Origin of the sequence: Kribbella orskensis, assembly GCF_004342085.1 — a bacterium.
GTDB classification, from domain to species: domain Bacteria; phylum Actinomycetota; class Actinomycetes; order Propionibacteriales; family Kribbellaceae; genus Kribbella; species Kribbella orskensis.
Genome location: NZ_SLWM01000010.1, coordinates 95,163 through 121,521, shown reverse-complemented (window position 1 = coordinate 121,521; position 26,359 = coordinate 95,163). Strand labels below are relative to the sequence as shown.

26 protein-coding genes and 1 pseudogene are annotated in these 26,359 nt (G+C 68.1%); 17 read left to right on the top strand and 10 right to left on the bottom strand.

The genetic code is table 11. The features are described from left to right. Positions 1 to 7 precede the first annotated feature (7 nt). The 9 genes from EV644_RS25380 to EV644_RS25340 all read left to right on the top strand — a co-directional run bounded on the left by EV644_RS25380 (position 8) and on the right by EV644_RS25340 (position 8,748). Entirely contained in the window at positions 8 to 913 is a 906-nt protein-coding gene (locus EV644_RS25380; protein ID WP_132191226.1) for a type II secretion system F family protein, read from the top strand. Next, positions 910 to 1,830, top strand: coding sequence for a type II secretion system F family protein (locus EV644_RS25375; RefSeq protein WP_132191225.1), 921 nt, complete (start codon positions 910 to 912; stop codon positions 1,828 to 1,830). The genes EV644_RS25380 and EV644_RS25375 overlap by 4 nt, the downstream gene beginning before the upstream one ends. A gap of 109 nt (positions 1,831 to 1,939) precedes the next feature. Further along, positions 1,940 to 2,158: a hypothetical protein gene (locus tag EV644_RS25370; protein ID WP_132191224.1), complete on the top strand. Its 219-nt coding sequence runs from the start codon at positions 1,940 to 1,942 to the stop codon at positions 2,156 to 2,158. Between the two features lie 100 nt (positions 2,159 to 2,258). Then, positions 2,259 to 2,669 carry a TadE/TadG family type IV pilus assembly protein gene (locus tag EV644_RS25365; RefSeq protein WP_132191223.1) on the top strand — a complete coding sequence of 137 codons (411 nt, stop codon included), beginning with the start codon at positions 2,259 to 2,261 and terminating at the stop codon, positions 2,667 to 2,669. Between the two features lie 7 nt (positions 2,670 to 2,676). Then, positions 2,677 to 3,156 carry a TadE/TadG family type IV pilus assembly protein gene (locus EV644_RS25360; RefSeq protein WP_132191222.1) on the top strand — a complete coding sequence of 160 codons (480 nt, stop codon included), beginning with the start codon at positions 2,677 to 2,679 and terminating at the stop codon, positions 3,154 to 3,156. Continuing rightward, positions 3,140 to 3,943, top strand: coding sequence for a TadE/TadG family type IV pilus assembly protein (locus tag EV644_RS25355; protein WP_199239995.1), 804 nt, complete (start codon positions 3,140 to 3,142; stop codon positions 3,941 to 3,943). Before EV644_RS25360 ends, EV644_RS25355 begins: the two co-directional genes overlap by 17 nt. A gap of 302 nt (positions 3,944 to 4,245) precedes the next feature. Then, on the top strand, positions 4,246 to 4,674 hold the full coding sequence (locus EV644_RS25350; RefSeq protein ID WP_241998746.1) for a hypothetical protein: 429 nt from the start codon (positions 4,246 to 4,248) through the stop codon (positions 4,672 to 4,674). Positions 4,675 to 4,782: 108 nt separating this feature from the next. Then, positions 4,783 to 5,730, top strand: coding sequence for a hypothetical protein (locus EV644_RS25345; RefSeq protein WP_132191220.1), 948 nt, complete (start codon positions 4,783 to 4,785; stop codon positions 5,728 to 5,730). A 24-nt stretch (positions 5,731 to 5,754) separates the two neighbouring features. After that, entirely contained in the window at positions 5,755 to 8,748 is a 2,994-nt protein-coding gene (locus tag EV644_RS25340) for a hypothetical protein (RefSeq protein ID WP_132191219.1), read from the top strand. Between the two features lie 74 nt (positions 8,749 to 8,822). Here EV644_RS25340 and ypfJ read toward each other — a convergent pair whose 3' ends face one another. After that, entirely contained in the window at positions 8,823 to 9,725 is a 903-nt protein-coding gene (gene ypfJ, locus EV644_RS25335; RefSeq protein ID WP_132191218.1) for a KPN_02809 family neutral zinc metallopeptidase, read from the bottom strand. Positions 9,726 to 9,833: 108 nt separating this feature from the next. On the opposite strand from ypfJ, the gene abc-f reads away from it, so the two are divergent. From abc-f to EV644_RS44690, 4 genes are all read left to right on the top strand, one after another. Continuing rightward, positions 9,834 to 11,432 carry a ribosomal protection-like ABC-F family protein gene (gene abc-f / locus EV644_RS25330; RefSeq protein WP_132191217.1) on the top strand — a complete coding sequence of 533 codons (1,599 nt, stop codon included), beginning with the start codon at positions 9,834 to 9,836 and terminating at the stop codon, positions 11,430 to 11,432. A gap of 64 nt (positions 11,433 to 11,496) precedes the next feature. Further along, positions 11,497 to 12,267, top strand: coding sequence for an enoyl-CoA hydratase/isomerase family protein (locus EV644_RS25325; RefSeq protein WP_241998744.1), 771 nt, complete (start codon positions 11,497 to 11,499; stop codon positions 12,265 to 12,267). A 129-nt stretch (positions 12,268 to 12,396) separates the two neighbouring features. Continuing rightward, entirely contained in the window at positions 12,397 to 14,292 is a 1,896-nt protein-coding gene (locus EV644_RS25320) for an ABC transporter ATP-binding protein (RefSeq protein WP_241998742.1), read from the top strand. Between the two features lie 88 nt (positions 14,293 to 14,380). Continuing rightward, a complete protein-coding gene (locus EV644_RS44690) occupies positions 14,381 to 14,557 on the top strand; it encodes a hypothetical protein (protein ID WP_158292923.1) in 177 nt (58 codons plus the stop codon). 132 nt (positions 14,558 to 14,689) lie between these two features. Here EV644_RS44690 and EV644_RS25315 read toward each other — a convergent pair whose 3' ends face one another. Next, positions 14,690 to 15,190 carry a hypothetical protein gene (locus tag EV644_RS25315; RefSeq protein ID WP_132191215.1) on the bottom strand — a complete coding sequence of 167 codons (501 nt, stop codon included), beginning with the start codon at positions 15,188 to 15,190 and terminating at the stop codon, positions 14,690 to 14,692. 68 nt (positions 15,191 to 15,258) lie between these two features. Here EV644_RS25315 and EV644_RS25310 point away from each other — a divergent pair, with 68 nt between their 5' ends. Continuing rightward, the gene (locus EV644_RS25310; RefSeq protein WP_132191214.1) at positions 15,259 to 16,332 is read left to right on the top strand and encodes an ATP-dependent DNA ligase; all 1,074 of its coding nucleotides are present in this window, start codon (positions 15,259 to 15,261) and stop codon (positions 16,330 to 16,332) included. Between the two features lie 205 nt (positions 16,333 to 16,537). Next, positions 16,538 to 17,071 (top strand): FHA domain-containing protein, encoded by a 534-nt coding sequence (locus tag EV644_RS25305; RefSeq protein ID WP_132191213.1) that lies wholly within the window; start codon positions 16,538 to 16,540, stop codon positions 17,069 to 17,071. A 27-nt stretch (positions 17,072 to 17,098) separates the two neighbouring features. On the opposite strand, the gene EV644_RS25300 is transcribed toward EV644_RS25305, so the two are convergent. Together EV644_RS25300 and EV644_RS25295 are read right to left on the bottom strand one after the other, a co-directional pair. Further along, complete coding sequence (locus EV644_RS25300) at positions 17,099 to 17,818, bottom strand: PIN domain-containing protein (protein ID WP_132191212.1); 720 nt, start codon at positions 17,816 to 17,818, stop codon at positions 17,099 to 17,101. A 6-nt stretch (positions 17,819 to 17,824) separates the two neighbouring features. Continuing rightward, entirely contained in the window at positions 17,825 to 18,190 is a 366-nt protein-coding gene (locus tag EV644_RS25295) for a hypothetical protein (protein ID WP_158292922.1), read from the bottom strand. Positions 18,191 to 18,578: 388 nt separating this feature from the next. Here EV644_RS25295 and EV644_RS47855 point away from each other — a divergent pair. Further along, a pseudogene (locus EV644_RS47855) lies at positions 18,579 to 18,857 on the top strand (hypothetical protein); the annotation flags it as partial. Between the two features lie 119 nt (positions 18,858 to 18,976). Here the strand turns inward: EV644_RS47855 and EV644_RS25280 are convergent. Beyond that, positions 18,977 to 19,951, bottom strand: coding sequence for a zinc-binding dehydrogenase (locus EV644_RS25280; RefSeq protein ID WP_132191210.1), 975 nt, complete (start codon positions 19,949 to 19,951; stop codon positions 18,977 to 18,979). A gap of 138 nt (positions 19,952 to 20,089) precedes the next feature. Here EV644_RS25280 and EV644_RS25275 point away from each other — a divergent pair, with 138 nt between their 5' ends. Next, positions 20,090 to 21,322: an ROK family transcriptional regulator gene (locus tag EV644_RS25275; protein WP_132191209.1), complete on the top strand. Its 1,233-nt coding sequence runs from the start codon at positions 20,090 to 20,092 to the stop codon at positions 21,320 to 21,322. 64 nt (positions 21,323 to 21,386) lie between these two features. Here EV644_RS25275 and EV644_RS25270 read toward each other — a convergent pair whose 3' ends face one another. The 5 genes from EV644_RS25270 to EV644_RS25250 are packed head-to-tail and all read right to left on the bottom strand — an operon-like array spanning position 21,387 to position 26,287. Next, a complete protein-coding gene (locus tag EV644_RS25270) occupies positions 21,387 to 22,736 on the bottom strand; it encodes a GH1 family beta-glucosidase (RefSeq protein WP_241998740.1) in 1,350 nt (449 codons plus the stop codon). Further along, a complete protein-coding gene (locus EV644_RS25265; protein ID WP_132191208.1) occupies positions 22,733 to 23,686 on the bottom strand; it encodes an aldo/keto reductase in 954 nt (317 codons plus the stop codon). The genes EV644_RS25270 and EV644_RS25265 overlap by 4 nt, the downstream gene beginning before the upstream one ends. 43 nt (positions 23,687 to 23,729) lie before the next feature. Continuing rightward, positions 23,730 to 24,509 (bottom strand): VOC family protein, encoded by a 780-nt coding sequence (locus EV644_RS25260; protein WP_132191207.1) that lies wholly within the window; start codon positions 24,507 to 24,509, stop codon positions 23,730 to 23,732. Between the two features lie 30 nt (positions 24,510 to 24,539). After that, positions 24,540 to 25,421: a carbohydrate ABC transporter permease gene (locus EV644_RS25255; protein WP_132191206.1), complete on the bottom strand. Its 882-nt coding sequence runs from the start codon at positions 25,419 to 25,421 to the stop codon at positions 24,540 to 24,542. Next, a complete protein-coding gene (locus EV644_RS25250; RefSeq protein ID WP_132191205.1) occupies positions 25,418 to 26,287 on the bottom strand; it encodes a carbohydrate ABC transporter permease in 870 nt (289 codons plus the stop codon). Before EV644_RS25250 ends, EV644_RS25255 begins: the two co-directional genes overlap by 4 nt. Between the last annotated feature and the right edge of the window lie 72 nt (positions 26,288 to 26,359).

Sequence of the window (26,359 nt, the reverse complement as noted above, 5' to 3'; positions counted from 1 at the left end):
TGAGGCGATGAACGACCGGACCCTGATGGCGTTGCTGTGCGGAGCCGTGGTCGGTGGCGGCCTGCTGCTCCTGGTCATCGCCATCCGCGGCACCGCGCCGAAGGAGGCGACGCCGTCGCTGTTCAAGCGCGGCAGCAGTGTGGAGAGCCGCAAGCAGTTGATCCGGCTGGGCACCGGTCTCGGTGTCGGTCTGGTGGTCCTGGTGGTGACCCGCTGGCTCGTGCTCGCGGCCGCGCTCGGTCTGCTCGCCGCGCTGGCCGACCGCTTCTTCGGCGGCACCGGTGAGGAGCGCCGCGCGATCGAACGGCTCGAGGCACTGGCCACCTGGACCGAGGCGCTGCGCGACACCATCGCCGGCGCGGTCGGCCTGGAGCAGGCGATCCCCGCGACCGCCGTCAACGCCGCTCCCGCGATCAAGCCCGGACTGAATCTGCTGGTGGACCGGCTGCGCATCCGCGAACCGTTGCCCTCGGCACTGATGCGCTTCGCGGACGACCTGGACGACCCCTCCGCGGACCTGATCGTCGCGGCCCTGGTGCTGAACGCCCGGCTGCGCGGACCCGGCCTGCGCGAGGTGCTCAGCGCCCTCGCCGACTCCGCCCGCGAAGAGCTCGACGTACGCCGGAAGGTCGCCGCCGAGCGCAGGTCGACCCGGCGCAGTGTCCAGGTCGTCGTGGCGATCACCCTGCTGGTGGCCGCCGCGCTGATCCTCTTCAACCCGACCTACGTCGCGCCGTACACGAGTTTCATCGGGCAGTTCGTGCTGTTCATCGTCATCGCCCTGTACGCCGTGGGGCTGGTCTGGCTGCGCAAGCTCGCGAAGATCGAGGTGCCCGACCGGTTCCTGATCCGCAGTACCGACAAGCGGGCCGCCCGGGCCGGCGACGACCGGATGGAGGTGGTGGGCGGATGACCTGGGCATTCATCGCAGGTGGCCTGGTCGGACTGGGTGTGTACGTGCTGGTCCGGATGTTCATCAGGCCCTCGGCCAACGTGCTGTCGACGATCGCGCGGATCGACGCAGGTCGCTCGGGCTACACCAGCCGGGCCACCGCGAGCGCCGCGGGCGAGCGGGTACTGGGCGGCGTCGACCGCGCCCGGGAGACGCTCGGCCAGCGGCTCGAGGCCGAGGCCAACGCGCGCGGTTGGGCCTTCGGGCGGTTGCGCCGCGATCTCGCGGTGATGAACCAGCCGTTCGCGGCGATGCTCGCGACCAAGGTGTTCTTCGCCCTGGGCGCGCTGGTCTTCATCCCGTTCGTGCTGTTCCTGTTCGCGTTCATCGGCTTCCCCGCGCCGGGCGCGACGCCGGCGATCGTGACGCTGGCCGCGATGGCCTTCGCGTTCTTCCTGCCAGACCTGGCGTTGCGGCAGGAGGCGGAGGCCCGGCGGCGCGACTTCCGGCACGTGGTCGGCAGCTTCCTGGACCTGGTCGCGATGAACCTGGCCGGCGGCCGCGGTCTGCCCGAGGCGCTGATGACGGCCTCGACGATCGGCGACCACTGGGCGATGGCCCGGATCCGGCAGGCGCTGGCCAACGCGCGGCTGATCGGCATCACGCCGTGGGACGCGATGGCGCGGCTGGGCGAGGACCTCGGCGTCGAGGAACTGCGCGACCTCGCCTCGGCGCTGGCGCTGGCCGGTGACGAGGGTGCGAAGATCCGCGCGTCGCTGCTCGCCCGAGCGGCCTCGCTGCGGCGCAAGGAGCTCGCTGACGTGGAAGGCAAGGCAGGGGAACGTTCCCAGTCCATGCTGGTCGCCCAGCTGGTCATGTGTGCTGCGTTCATGCTTTTCCTCGGTTACCCTGCGGGCGCGGCGATCCTGAGCAGCTAGTGTTCGCGGCCCTCGGGAACGAGGGATCCATCAAGTATTTCTGTCCGTCGTACCGGGCATACTGAGCCTGAATCGGGCTCAGTGACCGAAGACTGGGAAGGCAAACCGGATGAACGTGGAAACGCAGTTCGTGCGCGCGATGGCCGGCTACGCGCTGGCGCGGGCCCACAACCAGCGGGCCAAGTCGCGCAGCGGCCGCAACGAGCTCGGCGCCTCCGCGCTGGAGTGGGCCATCATCTCGGCCATTCTCGTCGCCGCCGCACTGGCGATCGGCCTGGTGGTCCGGGGCGTGATCGACAAGCGCACGGGCGAGATCCAGAACGGCTGATTCGTTGTCGCAGCGACGCCCACCGCAGCGACGCACCGCGCAGGGGAACCCGTCAAGACGGAGATCTGCGCAGCAGCGGCCTTCGCGGCAAGGGTTCTGGTTGCGGAGGCGGTCGGAGCGGGGAGCCAGCTCGCTGGAGCTGGCGATCCTCGCGCCGTCGATCCTGGCGCTGATCTTCATCTCGATCCAGACCGCGCTGTGGCTGTACGGGCGGTCGGTGGCGTTGAACGCCGCGCAGGAAGGCGTTTCGCGACTGAGGCTCGTCCAGCCGCCGCTGTACACCACAGCGATCGGGGAAGGGGTCCGGGCCGACATCGAGGCGTACGCGCAGCAGTTGGGCGGCAACAGCCTCGGCAACGCGAAGGTGGAAATGCCGACCTACAACAACCCTGAAGGCATGGTGTCGTTCACCGTCACCGGCGACACCGTCTCGCTGGTACCGGGCCTGAAGCTGACAGTGAGCCGGACCGCCACCGGCCCGATCGAAGAATTCGAAGCCGACGACAAATGAGTGAGGCATGACCATCCTGGGGAAGCGCTACACGCGCGCCGAGCGCGGTCCGCGGCTTCGTCGTGTCCGTGGGGAGCGGGGGACGATGGCGTTGGAGATGGTGATTCTCGCGCCCATCCTGCTGATCCTGTTCATGTTCCTGCTGGCGTGTGGGCGTTACTTCCAGACGTCGTCCCTGCTTGAGAACGCGGCTCGCGACGGCGCCCGGTCCGCCAGCCAGACCCGTTCGCTTGCCGCCGCGCAGGGCCAGGTCGACGAGGCGGTCACGCGCACGATGGACCAGGCGGTGAAGTCCTGCAAGGACAGCGCCGGCGGCACCATCACCACCGCCTTCGCCGCCGGTTCGCCGCTCTCGGTCGAGGTCACCTGCACGATCAACTACCGCGACCTCGGGCTGCTGGGCATCGGTGGCGACACCACGATCACCAAGAAGTTCAGCTCGTCGGTCGACCCGTACCGGGGGGTGCGCGATGGCAGCCAACCCTGACCGCCGCCGTGGGCGGGTGCTGGGCCGGGTGCGGGAGTTCGTCCGGGTGGATGCTCCCGGCAACCATCGCGGCGCGCTCAGTCCCGCCGTCGCGATCCTCGCGGTGATGATCTTCACCCTGGCCGGCCTCGTCATCGACGGCGGCCGCCAGCTCGGTGCCAAGTCCCGCGCGGTCGGTTACGCCCAGGAGGCAGCCCGCGTGGGCGCCGCCACGATCCAGCTCAACTCCGACGAGGCCAAGATCGATGTCGCCAAGGCCGGTACGGCGATCGCCGCGTTCTGCGCCCAGGTGAGCTCCAACGACCCCGCGGTCACCAAGTGCGCCGCCACCAAGGTGACCGACGAACTCGTCGACATCTCGGTGGAGATCAACAACAAGACCACCTTCCTCGGCATGGTCGGCAAGCCGAGCCTGCTGGCGAAGGGCACCGGCCAGGCGCACGCGGAGCAAGGCGTGAAGAAGGCGGACGACAGCCCGAAGATCCCACCGATCATCGTCGGCACCACGAACGACCTCCCTGGCGTCCCCGTGACGGACACCGCCGTCCCGCCGACGCTCGACATCCCGTGCCCCGAATGGACGATCGGCTCGCCCACTCCGGTCTGGACGATCTCGTTCCCGCTCCCGCCAACCTGCACCCCGAGCATCACCCCGAGCCCGGACCCCACGGACACCCCCCCGAGTCCGGACCCCACGGACACCACTCCGGGGACGCCACCGACCGGCGGTGGCGCACCGAGCGGCGCAGGTCTGCCGAAGAATTCCGTCCCACCGGGCCTGGGCTGATGCGCCCGTTCCCGTCGCACTCAGAAGGAGCAGCACCCGTGCGAGACCCAGGCTCTCTCGGCCGAAGCGCCCGAGGCGCCCGCGCCCGTCGTCGCGGCGTACAGGCGTCGGCCGTTCTCTTCGCGGCGGCTCTTCTCCTGACAGGGTGCGGCGGACCTGAACAGAACAAGGGCGGATTGCCTGTTGGTGTTGACGATGGCGGCTCCACGAGCCCGTCCGGCACACCGACGGCAACCACGTCGGCGACCACCGCAGTACCGACCGGACCGACCAAGACGGCGGTTCCACGGAAGGCGGCGCAGGTGACCGTGGTTCCGGGGAACTTCGCCGACAACCCCGCCGTCCAAGGCCTCGTGAAAAATTACCCGGTCTACTTCCGCGCGCTGGTCGCCCGGGACTCGGACATCATCAAGGACTCGTTCCCGGCGTTCTTCTACGCCGACACATCTCTGGGGATCAACGAGGCCAAGGCGAACGGCTGGGTGATGAAGCCACCCGGCAGCGTCGTTGTCGTCGGCATCGAACAGCAGAAGTACGGCGTGACGCGGGTGAAGATGTGCCGGTCGCAGAGTACGCAGTACTGGAATCCGAAGGCGAAGGCATGGACCCTCGTCACGCCGAAGGGGTCGGCCCAGGCCCTCGACATGATCGAGACCGGGCTGGGCTGGACGATGTACCGGGTGGCTCCGACCGGCAAGATCAACTGCTCGAGGGTGCGATATCCGGCCTAGAGCAGAACACGAATCGTGATTCATAGGAAGTGGTCAGGGCGCCATTTGGCGGGCATGATGCCCCTGGTCGAAGGTAACCTGCGGGGACGACGAGACTACGGAGTGAGGATGCGCAACCGGGTAGGTCGTGGGCTGATCGCGCTCAGTGCTGTGTTCGCGCTGCTGATGGCAGTGCCCGCCTCGACCGCGATGGCCGCGGACGGTGAGACCACGCAGGTCGGCAATCGTTCTTGCAGCATGTACGTCAACTCGACCGGCTTCGGGGCGTACTGCAGCTCCGGACACGAGTACGCCGGTACCGGTGTCCCCATCCCGACCTGGCGTCAGCGCCTCAACGGCAACATCTTCATCCCGTGCCGGGACTTCCCGGTCCCGGCCGGTATCGAGCTGCCGGCGCCGCCCGAAGGCAAGACCTGGGTGTTGCGCCTGACCCTGGTCGACTACAACCTGAACCGGAACGACGGCGGCGACAACGTCCACATCGAGCAGACGATCGTGCCTGTGTCCGAAGCCGAGCAGGAGCAGTGCCCGAACAAGGGCTACATGGACGTGTTCTGGCGGAAGTTCAACAACACCTACCCGGCGCCGGCTCTCCAGGTGAAGCCGACCTACACGCCGCGGGTGAACGTGCCGGCGTACTTCTCCCTCACGCGTGACAGCTCGTTCATGCAGAGGAACGAGATCGGCAACAATCCGTACAGCGCCTACTGGTACGGCAACCGCAACCTGACGATGCGGGCCATGGTCAGCAGGATGACGGTGGATCCCGGGGACGGCACGCCCCCGTTCACGTGTCTGATGGGAACCGGACGGGCCGACGCCGACTACGACGGCTACGACGAGACAGCTGATCCGTTCCACCAGATGAGCACGTGCAAGCACAAGTACACGCGGTCGAGCGCGAACCAGCCCGACGGGATGTACACAGTGAAGCTCACCATCACGTGGGAGGTCTCCTACTGGGTGGGTCCGCCGCGCTGGCAGACCCTCGGTGAGGCCGACGTCCACGCGGTGCAGCGGCTACCAGTGCAGGAAGTGCAGGCTATCGGTGGGTAAGGGTGGGGCGATGGAGGGACGACGATGGTGAAGACCAGTGATCCGCTGCGGTCCGCGAGGTTGCCGCAGCGGAAGGGCGGTGGCGCGGCCGACCGGCTGAAGGGTTTCGTCTCGCTGCTGGCGATCTTCGCGATCGTCGGCGGGGTGCCGTATGTCCTGCTCACCTACTTCGGCACGCCGTGGCCGGACCAGATGCCCACTCGCGACGTGCTGTTCAGCGAGCTCAGCATCGAGACCGTGCTCGGCATCATCGGTTTCTTCATCTGGGTTGCCTGGCTGCACTTCGTCATCTGCCTGCTCGCCGAGGCGGTCTCGGAGGCCCGCGGCCACGGGTTGTCGCCACGCATCCCGCTCGGCGGTGGTTCGCAGACACTGGCCCGCCGGCTCGTATCCGGCGTCGTCCTGATCGCGGGTGCCGCGAGTGTCACGCTCCCGGTCGCGAACGCGGTCACCACCAGCGTCGCCACGCCCACCTCGGTGAGTGTGGCCCAGGGCAACGACAACAGCTCCCGCGACACGTTCCTCCAGACCGAGCCGCGGAGCAAGGTCGTCATCGGGGGCAGCACGACCACCACGCACACCGGCGTACGGACCAACAACGACCAGGCCGGTCAGGTGGTCAAGTACACCGAGGTGCGGCCGCCGCACGGGCGGAACTACGACTGCCTCTGGGACATCGCCGAGCGGTACCTGGGCGAGGGGCGTCGGTACAAGGAGATCTACGACCTCAACAAGAACAAGCTGCAGCCGGACGGCCGGCGGCTGACCAACCCCGACCTGATCATGCCGGGCTGGCAGGTCCGCCTGCCTGCCGACGCAAAGGGCCCGGGGGTGCACACGGTCCGCGTCGCGATCGACCCGGGTACGACGAAGACCTCTCCCACGACGAAGTCCTCGGCGACGCCCAAGGCCCTCCCGAAGGCGACCGAGAACCGGACCGCGGAGCAGGGCGGCGGCACCGATGAGGGCAGCCGCTGGTTCGAGGAGCAGGGCGTCGAGAAGCCGTCGTCGATCGCTATCGGCAATGCCGCGAACGACCCGACCGCCAAGAACGCCAAGCCGGGCGACCCGGGCATCGACTCGGTCGCACCGCACAACCCCGGTACTACGGAGTCGCAGCCAGGTGATCCCGCCGCGGGTGGCACCAAGGTGCCGGAGGTCGTTCCGGTCGCCGCCGACGGTGGAATCAACGTGATGGAGGCTGGGATCTACGGCTTCGGCGCCACTCTGCTAGCTGCCGGACTCGCGCTGGCGCTGAAGCGGCGTCGCGGCTGGGCCCAGGGCCCTGGTCCGAAGGCGGCTGGTCATCGCCAGACCGAGGTCGGCCTGCGCCTCGCGGCCGACGTACCGACCGCTCAGTTCGTCGACAACGCGCTGCGGCAGCTCGGGGCGATCATGGTCGAGCAGGACCGCTCGATGCCGACGGTCGTCGCCGCGCTGGTGAGCGACCGGGCCCTGACGCTCGTGCTGGAGCCGGGGGAGTCTCACGCCCCGCCGCCACCGCCGTGGCAGGTCATTGCCGGCGGCAGCCGTTGGGTCCTTCGCCGGGCCTATGCCCCGGAGGGCGAGGTCAACGCGCCCGCGCCGTACCCGACGCTCGTCACGCTCGGGCAGAACGCGGACGGTGCGACGGTGCTCGTCGACCTGGACACCGCGGACGGCATCGTCAGCTTCGGTGGCGTCACCAACGCCTCGCGGGACGTCGTCGGCTCGCTGGCCGTCGAGCTCGCCACGAACCTGTGGTCCGAAGGCGCTCACGTCAGCATGGTGGGCTTCGGCGACGACCTGTCCTCGCTGGCGCCGAGCCGGCTGAGCTACTGGGTGAAGCTGGAAGACGCCCTGCACGAGGTGACCCGTCGTACGGACGCGCAGGTGCAGGCTTGTGGCCGGCGCGACGCCGACTCGGTCGCCGAGGCCCGGATGGTGTTCCCGGACCCGATGCTGTGGGGTGCGGAGATCATCTTCGTGTCGGCCCCGCCGTCGCAGGAGGAGGAAGAGCGGCTTGCGCGGCTGGCGTCGGACCCGAAGCGCTGTGTCGCGGTGGTCGTCGTCGGCGACGTGATGAGCTCGCCGTGGCGGTTCGTCGTGGACGAGAAGAACCAGGCGGTCTGCCGGCTGCTCGGTCTCGAGGTCGAGGCCCACAGCATCAACCCGGCGCAGTTCGCCGACCTGGTCGGGCTGTTCGAGCTGGCCGAGACCGAGGCGTTGGACAAGCGCCCTGCGGAGCAGGACATGCCGGCGTACGAGTACTCCTCGATGGACCTCAGCCAGCCGGCACCGGTCGAGGTCGACCTGCTCGGCCCGGTCGAGGTCGACGCACGCGGCGCGATCGACGACGGCCGGATCTCGCTGTCGACCGAGATCGTCGCGTTCCTGGCCAGCCAGGACTACGGTGTCCACCCGAACGTGCTGGCCGGGGCGATCTGGCCGCGCGGCATCAGCGAGGAACTGCGCAACGCGGCGCTGGAGCACACCCGCAACTGGGTCGGCGTGGACGCGATGTACTCCGACGAGTCCGGCCGGTGGATGCTGAACCGCAGCATCGTCCGGGTCGACTGGGACGTGTTCCGCACGCTGGCCAAGCAGGCGTCGATGATGGACGACCCGCGTGGTCCGCTGTCGACGGCGCTGAGCCTGGTGCACGGCGAGTCCTGGTCCAACCTGCCGGCCGGGCGCTACTCATGGCTCGCTGCCTCCGGCATCGAGCGGAGGATGGCCGAGGCGGTCGTGGACGCGTCGCTGAGGCTGGCGGAGGCGAGCCTGCGCCACAACGACGGCAACATGGCCCGTACGGCGCTGCAGACCGGGCTGAACTTCTCCCCGGCCTCTGAGGACCTCTGGCGGGCCACGCTGCGACTGGCGGCCCACTTCGGTGTCGCCAATGACGTCACGAACGTGGCGCGCCAGATGTACGCAGCCCTCACCAAGCACGGCGGCCCCCGCGGCCCCGAGGCGGAGACCGACGCCCTGGTCGACGAACTCCTCCCCGGCTACCATCGCCCAGCCGCCGTAGCCTGATCCACACCATGAAGCGCCCGGGAGATCCATCTCCCGGGCGCCTCGTCGTCAGTACAGGTTGACTCTCGGTGACCTCAGAGAGATCTGGCTGACCAGGTGTCGCAGCTGGTCATGTCGCCTGAGTCGAGGCCGGTCTTGAACCACCTCATGCGCTGCTCGGCGGTGCCGTGGCTGAAGCTCTCGGGGTTCACCTGCCCCTGCGTCTTCTCCTGGATCCGGTCGTCACCGACGGATGCGGCGGCGTCGAGGCCGCGTGCGATGTCGTCCTCGGTCAGGCCGGTGATGAAGGTCTTGCCGCTCCTGTCCGGGACCGTCGTGGCGTGGTTGGTCCAGATGCCAGCCAGGCAGTCGGCCTGTAGCTCCGACCGCACCGAATCGGAAGTAGGGCCTTCACGGCTCTCGATCCGGCCGAGGATGCCGTACAGGTTCTGGATGTGGTGCCCGTACTCGTGGGCCACGACGTACGCTTCGGCGAAGTCGCCGCCCCTGGCGCCGAGATCGGTCTGCAGCGTCTCGAAGAAGCCCAGCTCAAGATAGACGCGCTTGTCCGGTGGGCAGTAGAACGGCCCGACCGCGGCGGTCGCGGGGCCGCAACCGGTGTTGACCGAGTTGCTGAAGACGCGCATGGGCGCCCGGGTGTACTTCTTGCCGCGTCGAGGCAGTTCGGCGGCCCAGAAGCTCTCGATCGAGTTCTGGTAGAAGACGAACCGGCAGTCCTTGTTCGCGGCGAGATCCTTGCCGGTCTCGCAGGAGCTCAGGTTGCCCGGGGCCGTGTTCTGAGCGACCGGCTCGTCACTGCCGCCTCCGCCCGGCAGGCCGCCGTTCAGCAACAGGATGACCACCAGCAGGATGATGCCGCCGATGCCGCCGCCCACCGGGATCATCCCGCCGGGGAGCAGTCCACCGCCGCCGCCACCGCTGCCACGGGTGTCTTCGACACCGCTGGTATCCAAGTCGGCGTCTGGGTTGAATTTCACAGCACATACACTAGACCGCGGTGCGGGTACAGGCCGTCTTGTGACGTGGCGTCGCCGACCCGCCCTTTTTGTTGCTCAACCCGCCGACCCTGAGGACCCCGCTCCGCCATGATCACTGTCTCCAACCTCGAGGTACGCGTCGGTGCCAGGCAACTGCTCGCGCCCGCATCCTTCCGGGTCGGTCCCGGGGACAAGGTCGGTCTGGTGGGACGGAACGGCGCCGGCAAGACGACCCTGACCAAGATCCTGGCCGGTGAGGGGCTGCCCGCGTCCGGTTCGGTCACCTCGTCGGGCGAGATCGGCTATCTCCCGCAGGATCCCCGCACCGGCGACCTCGAAATGCTGGCCCGGGACCGGATCCTGGCCGCCCGCGGCCTGGACGAGGTGGTCCGGCGGATGCGCAACGCCGAGAAGTCGATGGCCAGCGCCGACGAGAAGACCCGCGAGAAGGGCATGCGCCGGTACGAGCGGGCCGAATCGGATCTGCACGCCGCCGGTGGCTACGCGGCCGAGTCCGAGGCGGCCCGGATCGCGGCCAACCTCGGTCTGCCCGATCGGGTGCTGGGGCAACCACTGGGCACCCTGTCCGGTGGTCAGCGGCGCCGGGTCGAGCTGGCCCGGATCCTGTTCGCGCAGGCCGAGACGCTGCTGCTGGACGAGCCGACCAACCACCTGGACGCCGACTCGATCGTCTGGCTGCGGGACTTCCTCAAGGGCTATCCCGGTGGCGTGATCATGATCAGCCACGACGTGAGCCTGCTGGAGGAAACCGTCACCCGGGTCTTCCACCTGGACGCGAACCGGGCCGAGATCGACGTCTACAACGTCGGCTGGAAGGCGTACCTGACGCAGCGCGAGACCGACGAGCGGCGCCGCAAGCGCGAGCGGGCGAACGCGGAGAAGAAGGCGTCGCAACTGGTCGACCAGGCGAACAAGATGCGCGCCAAGGCGACCAAGGCGACCGCCGCCCAGCAGATGCTGAAGCGCGCCGAGAAGCTGATGGCGTCGCTCGAGGACGAGCGCGCCTCGGATCGCGTGGCGAAGATCGCCTTCCCGACTCCTGCGCCTTGTGGCAAGACTCCGCTGATGGCCAAGGAGCTGTCGAAGTCCTATGGCTCGCTGGAGATCTTCACCGACGTGGACCTGGCGATCGACCGCGGCTCGCGGGTCGTAGTACTGGGCCTGAACGGTGCCGGCAAGACCACGCTGCTGCGGGTGTTGTCGGGGATCGAGAAGTCGGACACCGGTGAGGTGATCGACGGGCACGGGCTCAAGCTCGGGTACTACGCGCAGGAGCACGAGACGCTCGACGTGAACCGGACCGTGCTGGAGAACATGAAGACCGCCGCTCCGGACCTGAACGAGACGCAGGCCCGGTCGGTGCTCGGATCGTTCCTGTTCACCGGGGACGACGCGGACAAACCGGCCCGGGTGCTCTCCGGTGGCGAGAAGACGCGGCTGGCGCTGGCGACGCTGGTCGTCTCCGCCGCGAACGTGTTGCTCCTCGACGAGCCCACCAACAACCTCGATCCCGCTTCCCGCACCGAGGTGCTGAACGCGATCCGCTCGTACGCAGGTGCGATCGTGCTGGTGACCCACGACGAGGGCGCGGTGGAGGCGCTGGAACCCGAGCGGGTGCTGCTTCTCCCGGACGGTGTCGAGGACCTGTGGACCAACGACTACGCCGACCTCGTGTCACTCGCCTGAGTGGTTTTCCACAGGTGACGATGGCCGCACGGAAAGTGGTGGCCGGTCGCGTATGTTCACTGGCATGACGGATCTTGGACTGCGGTTGACGGTGGACGGGCCGGTGGCCCGGGTGGTGCTGGACCGGCCGGAGGTGCGCAACGCGCAGACTCCCGCGATGTGGCGAGCACTGGCTGACTTCGGTACGGCGTTGCCTGCCGAGGTGCGGGTGGTCGTGGTGTCGGGGGAGGGTCCCTCGTTCTCCGCCGGGCTGGATCGCAAGCTGATCATGGGCGAGCCGGTGGACGGTGAGGAGCCGCTGCTCACCTTGGGCGCGAAGCCCGCGGCGGAGGTGCACGAGACCATCGCGGGGTTCCAGGCCGGGTTCTCCTGGCTCCGGCGGCCGGAGATCGTGAGTATCGCGGCTGTCCAGGGACACGCTGTGGGAGCGGGGTTCCAGTTGGCGCTGGCGTGCGACCTGCGGGTGGTCACGCCGGATGCGAAGTTCAGCATGCGGGAGCCCGCCTTGGGGCTGGTGCCGGACCTGGGTGGGACGCAGCCGCTGGTGCAACTCGTGGGGTACTCACGAGCGTTGGAGATCTGCGCGACGTCGCGTTGGGTCGAGGCGGACGAGGCACTGCAGTTGGGGTTGGCCAACATCGTGGTGCCGGCCGAGGAGTTGGCGGACACAGTGAAGGACCTGTCCGAGGCCCTGCTCACGCCGTTGGCTGGTGCTGTCCGGGAGACGAAGGCGCTGCTGCTCGGGGCTGCCGACCGCTCATACGAGGAGCAGTTGAAGGCCGAGCGGGAGGCTCAGACGCGGCGGCTGAGCGAACTGCTGGCGGCCTTCGGGTAGGCCATCTTCAGGCCATTTGTAAGCCCCCTGAACCCCGGTCCGGCCGGTTTTGGTCGAGGGGTGGCGGGAAGAAATGGCTGACCTCAAGTGTTGTCAAGGTTGGCGAGTTGATTGCGGGGAGGGGACTGGATGTCTTCAGGGATGCGGATGGGCGGCGGTAGCGGCGGCGCCATGAGTTGGCGACGGCAGGACGCGTCGGTCGTCGATCGGAAGCTGGCCAAAGGCACGCTGAAGCGGATCCTCCGGTTCGCCAAGCCGTTCAAGTGGCACATCTCGATCTTCTTGCTGCTGGTGGTGATCTCGGCGTTCCTGGTGATCGCCTCGCCGCTGCTGTTCAAGAAGATCGTCGACGACGGGATCTCGAAGGGAAATGCCGGTCTGGTGACCGCGCTGGCCCTGGTCGTGGCCCTGCTCGCGGTGGTCGAGGCGGCACTCGGACTGATGCAGCGCTGGTTCTCCGCGCGGATCGGTGAGGGCCTGATCTACGACCTGCGGACCAAGGTGTTCGCGCACGTCCAGCAGATGCCGGTCGCGTTCTTCACCCGCACCCAGACGGGCGCCCTCGTGTCCCGCCTCAACAACGACGTCATCGGCGCGCAGCAGGCCTTCACCTCGACGCTCTCGGGCGTCGTCTCGAACGTCATCAGCCTGATCCTCGTGGTCGGCGCGATGCTGCTGCTCAGCTGGCAGTTGACCGTGGTCGCGATCCTGCTGCTGCCGGTCTTCCTGCTTCCGGCGCGGTATCTGGGCCGGCGGCTCGCCGCTATGACCCGCGAGCAGATGCAACTCAACGCCGACATGTCCACCGCGATGACCGAGCGGTTCAGCGTCGGCGGCGCGCTGCTGGTGACTCTCTTCGGTGCCCCGGAGATCGAGAACCGTGAATTCGGCGAGCGCTCCGGCCGGGTCCGCGACCTGGGCATCCGGATCGCGATGCTGGGCCGCGTGTTCTTCACCGCGCTCACCTTGGTCGCCGCCCTGGCGACTGCCCTCGTGTACGGCGTCGGCGGCAACCTGGCCGTCCGCGAGACCCTGACGATCGGAACTCTGCTCGCGCTGGTCGCGTTGCTCGGCCGGCTGTACGGTCCGCTGACCGCGCTCTCCAACGTGCGCGTCGACGTGATGACCGCACTGGTCTCGTTCGAGCGCGTCTTCGAGGTGCTCGACCTGGAGCCGATGATCAAGGACGCTCCCGACGCCCGCGACCTTCCGCCGAACGCTTCCACCGTGACGTTCGACCACGTGTCGTTCGCGTACCCCACCGCTGAGGAGGTCTCGCTGGCGAGCCTGGAGTCGGTGGCGGTGCTGGACAAGCGAGCCTCCTCCCAGGTGCTCGAGGACATCACCTTCTCCGTGGAACCGGGCCAGATGGTTGCCCTCGTCGGCCCGTCCGGCGCCGGCAAGACCACCATCACGAACCTGGTCGCGCGGCTTTACGACGTCACTGGTGGCGGCGTACGGATCGGTGGTCAGGACGTCCGCGAGGTGACCCTCCAGTCGCTGCACGACACGATCGGGTACGTGACGCAGGACGCGCACATGTTCCACGACACGATCCGGGCGAACCTGGTCTACGCCAAGCCCGACGCCACGGACGAGGAGATGATCGAGGCGCTCCGCTCCGCACAGGTGTGGGACCTGGTCTCCTCCTTGCCGGACGGCCTCGAGACCGTCGTGGGCGACCGCGGCCACCGCCTCTCCGGCGGAGAACGCCAGCGCCTGGCCATCGCCCGGTTGCTCCTGAAGGCGCCGCGCATCGTCGTACTGGACGAGGCGACGGCCCACCTGGACTCGGAGTCCGAGGTCGCGGTACAGCGGGCGCTCGACACGGCCCTCGAAGGACGCACCTCGCTGGTCATTGCACACCGCCTCTCGACGGTCCGCAGCGCCGACCAGATCCTGGTGGTCGACCACGGCAATATCGTCGAGCGAGGCACCCACGACCAGCTCCTCGCCCTCGGCGGCGAGTACGCGGACCTCTACCACACCCAGTTCAAGGAGTCCGGCACAGCCGCGGGCGTCTAGTGCCGCTGCTTGCGCATCGACACCGCCTATCACGGGCACCTGTTTCCCATAGGCGTAGCTTTGTATTGATGTGAGGGGAGGCCCTGCCATGCTGAAGTTCGCCCTGGTCCTGGGCGCCGGCTACGGCGCCTTCAAGCTCGCCTACCACTCCGAAGACGGCACCCACTACGGCAAAGTAGGCGAACAAGGCATCCGAACCACCCTCTCCCTCCTCTTCGCCGCCCTGGCCGCCGGCATCACCTACGCCTTCCTGATCCTTCGCTAACCGGGGCCGGGTACTGGGTGCCGACGTGTTCTGCTCACGTGCTCGGGCAGGCAGGTGGGGGCTCCGGGCAACGGCTTGTACTTGGCGCTTCCGGCGGGCTTGGCGGCGGTTCAGGGGAGTGAGTGGGTGCGGTTACCTGTCGGCTTTTTGGTCGTCGTGTTCTAGGAGGTGGAGGATTGGGACGCCCAGGTGGCGGCGAGCTGAGTTGGTCCAGTCGAGGTGGAAGAACTCGGCGACGATGTGCGGTCGGGTCAGGATGATGACCTCCTGGCCGCCGACCTTCGAGACCGTCGCGGTGAGGGCGTCGATCGGGCGGTCGTGGGAGATCCCGCCCTCGGCCTGCTGACCAAGATCGCGCAGTCTCTGGATGCTCCGCCCGGTGCAGTCCTTCGCCTCGCTGTCGATCGCCTTCTGCGCCTCGGCGAGCTCGTCGCGCTGGTCGACGATCCCCGGCCCGTACAGGTCCGCGGTACCGAGTGCGCTGATCGATGCCTCGACGCCGGCTTCGGCGTTGTGGCACGGCACGAGCACGTGGTACCTGACCTGCTCCGGCATGTCCTGGTGCAGCTCGACGACGCGCTTGGCGTCGGGTTCGGTCAGTTCCTGCTCCACGAGCAGTACGACGTCATACATCTCGGTACCTCCGGTTCCTACCAGTCGGTATGCCTCCATCATGCCCCCGCGACGGGCAGAATGGCGGCATGCAGCTACCCGTGATGCCGCCGGTCAAGCCGATGCTGGCCAAGCCGGTCAAACAGATCCCGGAGGGGAACGTCAGCTTCGAGCCGAAATGGGACGGCTTCCGCTCCATCATCTTCCGCGACGGCGACGATGTGGAGATCGGCAGCCGCAACGAGAAGCCGATGACGCGCTACTTCCCCGAACTGGTCGAGGCGATCAAGGCCAACCTGCCCGAGCGCTGTGTGATCGACGGCGAGATCGTGCTGGTAGGCGAAACCGGCGACCGGCTCGACTTCGAGATGCTGCAGCAGCGGATCCACCCCGCCGCGTCGCGGGTGAAGATGCTCTCCGAGACGGTCCCTGCACGCTTCGTCGCGTTCGACCTGCTCGCGCTCGGCGACACCGACTATACGGATCGTCCGTTCTCGGAGCGCCGCGCCGCCCTGGAGAAGGCGCTGGCTCCGGCGAAGGCGCCGATCCACCTCACCCGTACGACGACCGACAACGCCACCGCGACCGAGTGGTTCCACCAGTTCGAGGGTGCCGGGCTGGACGGGGTGATCGCGAAGCCGCTGGATGGGTTGTACGAGCCGGACAAGCGGACCATGTTCAAGATCAAGCACGAGCGCACCGCGGACTGCGTGGTCGCGGGGTACCGCGTGCACAAGAGCGGCCCGAACCGGATCGGCTCGTTGCTGCTCGGCCTGTACAACGCGGAAGGCGTGCTCGCGAGCGTCGGTGTGATCGGCGCGTTCCCGCTGGCGCGCCGCGAGGAACTCTTCGAGGAGATGCAGGAACTCGTCACCGACTTCGACGACCACCCGTGGGCCTGGGCGAAACAGGAGGAGGGCAACCGCACCCCCCGCAACGCCGAAGGCAGCCGGTGGCAGGCAGGCAAGGACCTGTCCTTCATCCCGCTCCGCCCCGAGCGCGTCGTCGAGGTCCGCTACGACCATATGGAAGGTGTCCGCTTCCGCCACACCGCCCAGTTCGTCCGCTGGCGCGAGGACCGCACCCCCGAGTCCTGCACCTACGAACAACTCGAGGAACCGGTCAAGTTCGACCTCGCAGACGTCCTCTCCGCCAAATCCTGACCACTCGCTCCTTGGCGGGGATGGCCTCGGCGGCAATCCCTACGCTGCTTCGGCCTTCGCGGTGGCCGCGTCAGGGTCGCCCGGCGCCCTGCCGTGATGCTGCTCCTGGTACGTCGGACGCCCGGGGCGCGACGGCACGGAGTACGGGTGGGTTGATGACTGGCTGTGCTGGACAGTGGACCTGGGGGGAGCTGACAATCCAGGCATGACATCGACGCGGCTCGAGTTCGGGCGCCCGTCGGATGCCGAACGGGATCGGGCGCTGGCGATCCTGCGGGACGGCGCCGGCTCCGGGCGTCTCTCGCACGACACCTTTGTCCGTCGGATGAACTTCGTACTCCGCGCGCAGAGCCGCCGTGAACTCGCAGACGTCACCAACGACCTCCCGCGAGACGAACCACGCGTCGTCCAGCTCTTCCGTCAGCTGGTGGCCCGCCTTCCGCGCCTGACCACCCGAGCCCCAGCGGTACAGCTCCCCGGCCTGGTCCTGCCGCCACCCGGCTCACCCACGGTACGAATCGGCCGCGGCCCCGGCGCAACCCTCCGCCTGGCGGACCTCTCCGTCTCCCGCTTCCACGCCGAGCTCCGCCACGTCGACGACGGCTGGCTGGTCCGGGACCTGGGCTCCATGAACGGCACCCACCTCAACGGCCTCCGCCTCACCACCCCCACCCAAGTCCGCCCCGGCGACCACCTCCGCTTCGGCTCAGTCACCTACATCCTGACCGTCCCTCACTAGACCCAGCCTGGGGAGCGCCTCAGGTTTCTAGAGCTCCCTTTCGGCACCCTTGTCCTGGGCCTGCGCCGACTTGCGGGACTCCGACGCCAAGGCGGACTTGGCGGCAACCTCGCCGGGTGGCGCGATGCCGTCCAGCGCGACCTTCGCCGATCGGCTGGCCTGGAGGCTGGGGTGGGTACCGCGCTGATCGGCCGGTACCGCCTCGTTCAGGTCGTGGGCGAACCCTTTGAGGTCCTCTTGGACCGCCATCTTGTCAATCAGTTCGCGGATCGAGTTGGGCGCCCGGTCGGTCCGCGAGACCACCTCGTTCATCGCGGCGAGAACCTCGGCGGGGTCGTCGTCGAGCAAGCGGTTGAGGAACGCCGAGACCTTCTCGACGTGCATGGCGTGCTTTCCGCTGTTCGGCGGGTCGAAGTCCTTCACGTTCTCGGTCACCAGGACGACCGAGTTCGAGTGGACGGCGGCAGCCAGTACGTGTTTGTCCTTGGCATCGGCCCGCATCTCGGGCATCAGATGCTTGTATCCCGAGGTCATCGCAGGAGGGAAGGCTCTGTTCATCGTGGCCAGCCGCTTGTCGATGGCAGCCTCGGGGAGGCCTGGCGGGCGGTTCCTGCGAACTTCGTCGAGCACGTCCTGACTCCAGCGGGGCTCGAACTGCTCGCGGTAGGCGAGGGTGAGCAGGATGTCCGTGGTCAGCTGGCCACGGAGGACGTTCGCGTCGAGGAATGCCCTGCGTTTGATGGCCATCTGAGCTCAGCCGTCCGACCGGGAGCCGTCCGTGCCGTCGTCATCCCACAAGGGTTCGCTCAGCAGTTCATCCAGAGCAGCGCCGGACTGTGCTTTGAGGCGTTTCTTCAGCTCGATGGCGTCCGCGAGCAGCACCCAGTCGACGTACTGCGTGGAGCGGAACGGAATCTCACCAGCCGCGACGTACGAGCGGAAGTCGTCTCTGGCCATATCGATCGCGTCGGCGGCCTCGTCGACCGGTAACTCGGTCCGATAAGGCGTGACCTTCACCGCCAGCCCTTGCGCACGGAGTTCCTCGACGAACGCTTTCGCCTCAGCATCAGTGGTCGAGTCCGGCTGAAAGATCCGTGGTCGGCTCGGCTTGTCGTCCATGCGGGGATTCTAGGCGTTGGCGATGTCAGGGCGGCGTTGGTTGTCCACAGGGGTAGGACTGTGGGGTGGGCGGCGGGGTGGGTGTGCCACCAGGGGCGGGCGGCGGCGTTTTCGGCGATGGTCTGGGTGTAGACGTCGATGAAGGCCTGGTGGATGAGGTCGATCTCTTCCTGCGGGGTGGAGTCGGCTCGCCAGCGGAGGGCACGGCGCCAGAGGAGTGGTTGGCCGGCCAGGGGCAGGACGATCGTGCGGGGGATCGGGCGGACCGTGGGGGCGCAGAGGCTGATGCCACGGCCCGCGCCGATCAGTTGCTCGATCTCCGACGTGTCCAGGTTGGCGTAGCGGAATTCAGGACGCCGGGAGTTCATCCACCTGCCCAACGGATTCGGTGGGCGCCGAGCCACAGCAAGGCGCACCGCCAGGCCTCCTCGCCCCCGCCATCCGCCGGCCGGTCTGCAGCCCCCGGCCGGTGGCGGGGGCTCCGCCCCATCAAGTGAGGAAGTGTCCCGTGAAGAGCACAGCCGTGCGCATCGTCGCAGGTGACCAGTTCGTCCGTCGGCAGGACATCAGTGCGCCGTGGATTCTGCAGTACGTGTCCTACCAGCGCACGTACTACGACCTGCCGGTGATCGGCGGCGACTTCGTCGTCACGACCGATGCCGAGGGCAACGCCAAGAGCCTGCGGGTCGCCCAGCAGGACGTGATCAGCGTCAACCGGCACCCGGCCGGAGTGGTGTTCGGTACCCAGACCAGCCGGCTCCTACACGGCGACAGTGACTGTATTTGTCAGGGGATCAGGACGACCTTGCCGATGGTCTCGCGGTTCTCCAGGGCTCGGTGGGCGTCGGCGGCCTTCGCCAGCGGGAAGCGGGTGACCACTGGCGCCCAACGACCCTCCACCGACTCCTGGAGGGCCGCTGTCTCCAGTGCGCGGAGCTTGCGCATCAGCTTGGGGCCGATCGCCCAGGTCGCGGTGAGACCGCGGTCCATCAGGTCCTCGGTCGTCACCTGGACCGGACCGCCACCTGACCAGCCGAACATCAGGATCCGGCCGCCGACTCCCAGCAGGTCGAACGCCTTCTGCCCGTTCTCTCCGCCCACGCCGTCCAGTACTACGGTGAGCTCCCGCTCGGCCAGGTGCTCCTTGACCTGTTCAGTCCAGTCGCCGGCGGTGTAGTCGATCGCGTACTGCGCGCCGAGGTCCCGCACCTGCCTGACCTTCTCCGGGCCACCGGCGAGTCCGACAACAGTGGCTCCGACGTTGCGAGCGCTCTGGACGAAGAGGCTGCCCATCCCACCTGCGGCAGCAGTCACCAGTACTACGTCGTCCGCGCTGAGTGCGGCTTGCTCCAGAATGCCTGCGGCCGTTCTGCCGGTTCCGATGGTGGCCACCGCTGTCGCCCCGTCGAGGTGGTCCGGGATCTCGTGGAGGGACTCCACCTTCGCCACGGCCTGCTCGGCGTACCCGCCGGGGACCGGGCCGAGGTGCACCACGACGCGCTTGCCGAGCCACGCCTGATCCACGTCGGGTCCCACGGCGTCGACCGTGCCGGCGACCTCGCGGCCGGGAATCGTGGGCAACTGCGGGGGAGCGACCGGTCCACCGCCCGCAGTACCGGCGCGGAGAGCGGTGTCCAGCAGATGCACCCCGGCGGCCTCCACCGCGATCCGCACCTGCCCGGCACCGGGGACAGGGTCGAGAACCTGTTCGTACGACAGGTTCTCGGCGGGACCGAACTCGTGCAACCGCACCGCGTGCATCAGACCTCCTGCTTGATCATCGTGTCTGTAGGATGCTCGTCACGCTACGACCTCAACTTCTGTTGAGGTCAAACCTGACGTGAGCCATCCCCACTTCCTTACGTTGTGTACTAAAGTGCGGGCGGGAGGGAGTTTGCCGTGGCGAAGATCTTGAAAGGTGCGACAGCGCAGGAGACGCACAGCGCGATCCTGGACCTGATCCGGTCGAGCGGTGTGGTGACCCGGGTCGACCTGGCGGACCGGTCGGGGCTGACCGGCGCCTCGATCTCCCGGGTGGTGAAGCAGTTGCTGGCCGACGGGCTGATCATCGAGACCGGGCTGGGCGACCCCACGGGCGGTAAACGGGCCACCCTGCTGCAGTTCAACCCGCGCGCCCGGCACGCCGTGGGCATCTCGATCGACACTCCGAGCACCACCTACGTCGTCACGGACATGAACGGCCGGGTGATCGAGCAATTGTCCGCCAAGGGCATCGGCCGCGACACCCCGGCGACCGTGATCAAGAGACTGACCGCCGAGCTCGAGGACCTGATCGTCAAGACCAGCATCGAGCCCGCGACGCTCGTCGGGGTCGGCGTCGCACTGGCCGGCCGGCAGGGCGGGGGAGACCAGTTGCTGCGGGCGAACGCGAACAAGTACGCCTGGGAGCCGTTCGCCGTCCGCGACACCCTGAGCGCCGCGATCGACCACCCGATCGTCGTGGAGAACGACTCGACCTGCGCCGCGATCGGCGAGTTCTGGACCGGCCGGATCCCGTCGGCCAACGACTTCGCCACCGTCTACATGGCGGCCGGTTTCGGGCTCGGCCTGGTCACCAACGGCGACGTCTACCGCGGCTCCTCGTCGAACGTCGGGGAGATCGGGCACATGGTGCTCGACGTGAACGGCCCGGACTGCTGGTGCGGCGGCCGCGGTTGCCTGGAGGGCCTGGCCGCGCCGGCGCGGGTGGTGAGCCTGGCGGAGCAGGACAAGTCGCTGACAGCCGATCTCGGGCTGCGCGGCAGGCGTTCGGCGATCCGGTCGGACTTCGCGAGGATCGCCCGGGCGGCGGCGTCCGGGGAGCCGAGGTGTCTGGCCCTGATCGAGGAGTCGGCGACCTATCTGGCCAAGGCGCTGCTGTCGATCACCAACCTGCTGGACCTGGATCAGATCATCCTGGCCGGGCCTGGCTTCAGCGAGGCGGGCGAGATCTACGTCCGGGTGGCGTCCGCGGAGATCAACCGGCTGTCGTTCGTCCGGGCGATGCATCCGACCCGGGTGGAGCTGTCCAAGCTCGGCCCCAGCGCCGCGGCCCTCGGCGCCGCCTCACTCGTCCTGCACAGCCAACTGACCCCCCACCAGACCGCCAACCGAGGAGCCCTGAGCGGCTGACTGCGCGACCACTTCGAGTGGCCCTCAGCGGTTGATGATCCATCGCTGAGGGCCGACGCCCGAGCTAGGCCTCGAGGAAGTCGCGGAGCCAGAGTGCGCTGTTCTTGAGCTTGCGTTCCTGCGTGCTGTAGTCGACGTGGATCAGCCCGAACCGCCGGCTGAACCCCCACGACCACTCGAAGTTGTCGATCAGCGACCAGGCGAAGTAGCCCTTCAGCGGAAGGCCTTCCTCGACGACCTGCCGGGTGACCTCGAGGTGCTGTTCGAGGTACTGCTGCCGCTCGGTGTCCTCGATCCGCCCGTCCGCGGTCACCTCGTCCGGGTACGCGGACCCGTTCTCCGTGACGTACAGCGGCAACGTCGGCGCGAGGTCGTTGATCATCTTCAGCGTGTCCCGCAGGCCGCCCGGCTCGATCGGCCAGCCCATCTGCGTCTTGTCCAGCCCGGTGTCGACGGTGACGAGATTCTCGCTGCCCGGCAGGGTGCTCGGTGTCCCCGGCGCGGAGATCGGCCCGTCCGGCGCGGCCACGGTCTGCGGGCAGTAGTAGTTCACGCCGATGAAGTCCAGCGGCGACGAGATCACCGGCAGATCAGCTTCGTACTGCGCGAACCACTCCGTCATGCCGGTGTCTTCCAGCACATCCGCCGGGTACTTTCCGAGCAGCAGCGGATCCAGGAACATCCGGTTCCGGAGGCCGTCGGCTCGCCGGGCGGCATCGCGGTCGGCCTCGGAGTCCGACGCCGCGTGCACAGGCGCCGGGTTGAGCGCAATCCCCACGGTCGTCTCGGGCGAGCGGATCGCCTGGAGCGCGAGTCCGTGGCCGAGCATCAGGTGATGCACGGCCTTCAGCGCGTCGGCGCCCTCGGTCCGTCCGGGAGCGTGTTCTCCGTTCCCGTAGCCGAGGAATGCCGAGCACCACGGCTCGTTCAGCGTCATCCAGTGCTTGACCACGTCGGAGAGCGCGGCGTGCGTGATCGCCGCGTAGTCCCGGAACCGCTCGGCCGTGTCGCGGACGAGCCACCCGCCGGCGTCCTCCAGCGACTGCGGCAGATCCCAGTGATAGAGCGTCGCGTACGGCGTGACGCCGTTCTCCAGGCACGTCTCGGCCAGGCGACGGTAGAAGTCGAGTCCGGCCGGATTGGCGGCTCCGCTGCCCATCGGGATCACCCGCGGCCATGCGATGGAGAACCGGTACGCCTTCAACCCGAGGTCGGCGAGCAGCCGGATGTCCTCGGCGTACCGGTGGTAGTGGTCGTCGGCGACGTCTCCGTTCTCGCCGTCCGCGATCCGGCCCGGCGTGTGCGCGAAGGTGTCCCAGATGCTCGGCCCGCGGCCGTCCTCGGAGACCGCTCCCTCGACCTGGTACGACGCGGTGGCCGCGCCCCAGACGAATCCGTCCGGAAAGTTCGTCACGGTGTCTCCTCCAGCCAGTACTGCTTGTCGGGCATCAGTTCGGCGAGCCGGTCCGACAGGTCTGCCGGGATCTCCGTCTCCAGGGACGCGATCAGCTGGTCCACCCGCGCGGGCTTGCTGAACCCGATCACTGTGGCGCTGATGCGGGGGTTGTTCACGGAGTGCTGCAGCGCGGCGGTGACCAGGTCGATGCCGTGGTCGCGGCACGCCTTGTCCATCTCCGCGACCGCTTCGAGCAGAGCCGCGGGTGCCTCGCGGTAGCCGTACTTGGCCAAGCCGCCGGACGGGTTCGCCAGGATGCCGCCGCCGTAGATCGCGGCGTTCACCACCGCGATCCCGTCGGAGACCGCTCTCTCGATCAGCGCACCGGCACTGTGGTCGACCAGGCTCCACCGGTTGTGCACGAGCACGGCCTCGAAGCCGCCCAGGTCGAGGTACCGGGTCAGCTCCTTCGTGTTGCCGCCGGCCAGGCCGACGTGCCCGATCTCGCCCTCGTCGCGGAGCTTCATCAGGGTGTCGACCGCGTCCCGCATGCTGTCGAAGTCGTGGAACTCGGGATCGTGCAGATACACCAGCGGCAACTGGTCGAGCCCGAGCCGCTGCTTGCTCTCGGCAACACTCGCGCGGACCCGGGCGCCGGAGTAGTCCTTGCCATCGGCATCCACCTTGGTGGCGACCAGGAAGTCGTCCGGCAGCCCACCGTGCTCGGCGATCGCCTGGCCGATCCGGAGCTCGCTCTCGCCGTCGCCGTACCCGTTGGAGGTGTCGATCCACCGCAGCGGGCTGTCCAGTACCCGCCGTACGACGGCGACCGCCTCGGCCCGGGTGACGTCGTACCCGAAGACCTCGGGCATGCCGGCCAGCAGCGCGCCACCGGCGCAGACGGCGGACACCGTCAGGCCGGTGGAACCCAGCGGCCGGAGCCAGTCGTCGGTGGACGGACTCGTCATGCGCACCCCTCGCTATCGCCCTGCTGCCGCGGTGGTGCGACGTTCATACGGTAGGCCTGGCGGAGAAGGCGAACCCGTCCGGGTCGACGTATACGGTGGTGCCGTCGGGGGCGGTGGCCGCGGTCAGGTCCGGCGGCGGGTCACCGGCGAGCTCGGCGTACGCGAAACCGGCGACGTCGAGCTGCGGCGCACGCGACGACTTCTCCGCGTTGTAGGTGAAGACCTCGAGCACGGTGTCGCCGGACTTGAGGTAGCCGATGCTGAAACCGCGGGGGTCGTGCGGCTGCTCGATCGTGCCGATGAAGGAGAAGCCGAAGTTGTCCCGGTAGTACTTGTCCGTGGTCGGGCGGTCCTCGATAGTGACGGCGACGTGGTCGAACCGCGGCCGTCCGGGAACGCCGAGAGCGCGCTCCGCGGCCACTCCGTCCGGGTCCAGCACCTCGGCGTACTGCAGGTCGCCCTGGATCATCTCCAGCAGGGTGCCGTCCGGGTCGTAGAAGAAGCAGATCCGGACCTTGCCCTCGGCGTCGAGCGGGTCCAGCTTGAACTCCACTCCGCCCGCCTTGAGCACGTTGGCGCGCTCGTCGAGCCGGTCGACCTTGAAGCCGATGTGCCGGAAGCCCTTCTGCAGGTCGTCACCCACCCAGGTGCTCTGGTCCCGGCCCGCGGCGACCGCCCGGAGCTCGATGGTCGCCGTCACCGCGTCCAGGAGCGCGCTCCGCGGCGTCGCCTCGCTGACCAGCCGGAGCTCGAGGAACTTCGTGTAGTACTCGACCGAGCGCTGCACGTCGGTGCAGTTGACGACGACGTTCTTGATGGGCATGGATTCTCCGTTTCACTCAGGGGAGCGGGGTCAGCTCTTGACGGCGCCGAGCATCATCCCGGCGACGAACTGCCGCTGCATCCGGACGTAGACCACGACGACCGGGATGACGGACAGGGTGAGGCCGGCGGTGAGGGCCGGCCAGTCGGTCGAGTACTGGCCCATCAGGCTGAAGAGGACGGGCTGCAGCGGGAGCGAGTCGGTGTTGCGCAGCACGGTGTCCGCGATCAGGAACTCGTTCCAGGTCTGCAGGAACTGGAAGATCACCACCGTGGCGATTCCGGGTCGGGTGAGCGGCAGGATCACCCGGCGGAAGATGGTGAACTCGCTTCCGCCGTCGACCCGGGCGGCCTCGATCAGCTCGTCCGGCAACGTCTGGAAGAACGCCCGCATCAGGAACATCGCGAACGGCGCCGAGCCCGAGATGTACAGGATCAGCAGGCCGACCTGGGTGTCCAGCAGCCCGAACGCCTTGAGCTGCAGGTAGAGCGGGATGATCAGCGCCGTCGACGGCATCATCAGCGTCAGCAGCAACAACACGAACAGCGTGTTGCGGAACGGGAAGTCCAGCTTCGCGAAGGCGTAGCCGCTCAGGGTGGCGAAGACGAGCACGCCGATCACCGTGACCGAGGTGATCCAGACGCTGTTCCAGAAGTGCAGCGGGAACTGGATCGACGTCCACGCGGTCGAGTAGCCGGCGAAGGTGAACTTCCGCGGGAAGAACGTGCCGCCGAAGATCGTGTTCGCCTCGCGCATCGAGGTGAGCAGCATCCACACGAACGGGAACGCCATCAGCACGCAGAACGGCAGCAGCACGAACGTCGCGAAGCTCTTGCCGAGCAAGAACCTGAACGGTTTGTGGCCCACCGGCTCGGTCGGCGTCGCAGTACGAATGGTTTCTGTCGTCGTCATCGGTCCGCCCTCCTGGTCAGCCAGAGCTGGGCGATGACGGCGATCGTGCAGAGCACCATCGTCACCACACTGAACGCGCTGGCGTAGCCGAGCTGCGGGATCGACCCGGAGGTGGACCCGAACGCCAGCGAGTACAGATAAGTGCCCAGTACTTCGCTGCCGTGGTTGGGGCCGCCACCCGTCATCACGAAGATGATGTCGAACGCCTTGAACCCGTTGAGCAGCCCGAGACTGACCACCAGCCCGGTCACCACCCGCAGGCTCGGCACGGTGACGTTCCAGAACTGCTGGGACTTGTTCGCGCCGTCCACCTCGGCCGCCTCGTACAGGCTGGGATCGATGCCCTGGATGCCGGCGAAGAAGATCAGCATGTTGAAGCCGAGGCCGCCCCAGATCGACACCACGATGATGGCCGGCAGCACCGTCTTCTGGTCGGCCAGCCAGGGATGCTGCAGGGAGTCCAGCCCGATCGCGCCGAGGATCTGGTTGAGGGTGCCGATGTTCGGGTCGTAGATCAGCTTCCAGAGCACGCCGGACACGACGAACGAGACGATCCCGGGGATGAACAGGATCGTCCGCACCAGTACGCCGACGTGCTTCCAGACTGAGTTGACCAGCACCGCGATGAACAGGCCGAGGAAGGTCAGCACCACGGTGGTGACGGCGGTGTAGACCAGCGTCACGATCATCGCCCGGCGCGCCACCGGGTCGCCGAGCATCCGGCTGTAGTTGTCGAAGCCGACGAACCGCGGCGCCCCGAAGCCGCCCCAAGCGGTCAGGCTCAGGTAGGCCGTGTAGACGATCGGCCAGAGCACGAAGCCCACGAACAACGCGAACGTGGGCAGCACGAACAGGTACCCCGCCACCCGCTGCGACCTCCGCAGCGGCGACCCGAAGCGGTGAGGCTTCGTACTCCGGGGCGCCGGTGCGGGGGAGCT

Excerpts from the sequence above, each read along its gene's own strand:
- EV644_RS25300 (WP_132191212.1), bottom strand. The coding sequence starts at position 17,818 with ATGGCCATCAAACGCAGGGCATTCCTCGACGCGAACGTCCTCCGTGGC.
- EV644_RS25375 (WP_132191225.1), top strand. The coding sequence starts at position 910 with ATGACCTGGGCATTCATCGCAGGTGGCCTGGTCGGACTGGGTGTGTAC.
- EV644_RS44690 (WP_158292923.1), top strand. The coding sequence starts at position 14,381 with ATGCTGAAGTTCGCCCTGGTCCTGGGCGCCGGCTACGGCGCCTTCAAG.
- EV644_RS25320 (WP_241998742.1), top strand. The coding sequence starts at position 12,397 with ATGTCTTCAGGGATGCGGATGGGCGGCGGTAGCGGCGGCGCCATGAGT.
- EV644_RS25310 (WP_132191214.1), top strand. The coding sequence starts at position 15,259 with ATGCAGCTACCCGTGATGCCGCCGGTCAAGCCGATGCTGGCCAAGCCG.
- EV644_RS25305 (WP_132191213.1), top strand. The coding sequence starts at position 16,538 with ATGACATCGACGCGGCTCGAGTTCGGGCGCCCGTCGGATGCCGAACGG.
- abc-f (WP_132191217.1), top strand. The coding sequence starts at position 9,834 with ATGATCACTGTCTCCAACCTCGAGGTACGCGTCGGTGCCAGGCAACTG.
- EV644_RS25345 (WP_132191220.1), top strand. The coding sequence starts at position 4,783 with ATGCGCAACCGGGTAGGTCGTGGGCTGATCGCGCTCAGTGCTGTGTTC.
- EV644_RS25315 (WP_132191215.1), bottom strand. The coding sequence starts at position 15,190 with ATGTATGACGTCGTACTGCTCGTGGAGCAGGAACTGACCGAACCCGAC.
- EV644_RS25380 (WP_132191226.1), top strand. The coding sequence starts at position 8 with ATGAACGACCGGACCCTGATGGCGTTGCTGTGCGGAGCCGTGGTCGGT.
- EV644_RS25355 (WP_199239995.1), top strand. The coding sequence starts at position 3,140 with ATGGCAGCCAACCCTGACCGCCGCCGTGGGCGGGTGCTGGGCCGGGTG.
- EV644_RS25360 (WP_132191222.1), top strand. The coding sequence starts at position 2,677 with ATGACCATCCTGGGGAAGCGCTACACGCGCGCCGAGCGCGGTCCGCGG.
- EV644_RS25340 (WP_132191219.1), top strand. The coding sequence starts at position 5,755 with ATGGTGAAGACCAGTGATCCGCTGCGGTCCGCGAGGTTGCCGCAGCGG.
- EV644_RS25295 (WP_158292922.1), bottom strand. The coding sequence starts at position 18,190 with ATGGACGACAAGCCGAGCCGACCACGGATCTTTCAGCCGGACTCGACC.
- EV644_RS25325 (WP_241998744.1), top strand. The coding sequence starts at position 11,497 with ATGACGGATCTTGGACTGCGGTTGACGGTGGACGGGCCGGTGGCCCGG.
- EV644_RS25370 (WP_132191224.1), top strand. The coding sequence starts at position 1,940 with ATGAACGTGGAAACGCAGTTCGTGCGCGCGATGGCCGGCTACGCGCTG.
- EV644_RS25265 (WP_132191208.1), bottom strand. The coding sequence starts at position 23,686 with ATGACGAGTCCGTCCACCGACGACTGGCTCCGGCCGCTGGGTTCCACC.
- EV644_RS25255 (WP_132191206.1), bottom strand. The coding sequence starts at position 25,421 with ATGACGACGACAGAAACCATTCGTACTGCGACGCCGACCGAGCCGGTG.
- EV644_RS25260 (WP_132191207.1), bottom strand. The coding sequence starts at position 24,509 with ATGCCCATCAAGAACGTCGTCGTCAACTGCACCGACGTGCAGCGCTCG.
- EV644_RS25280 (WP_132191210.1), bottom strand. The coding sequence starts at position 19,951 with ATGCACGCGGTGCGGTTGCACGAGTTCGGTCCCGCCGAGAACCTGTCG.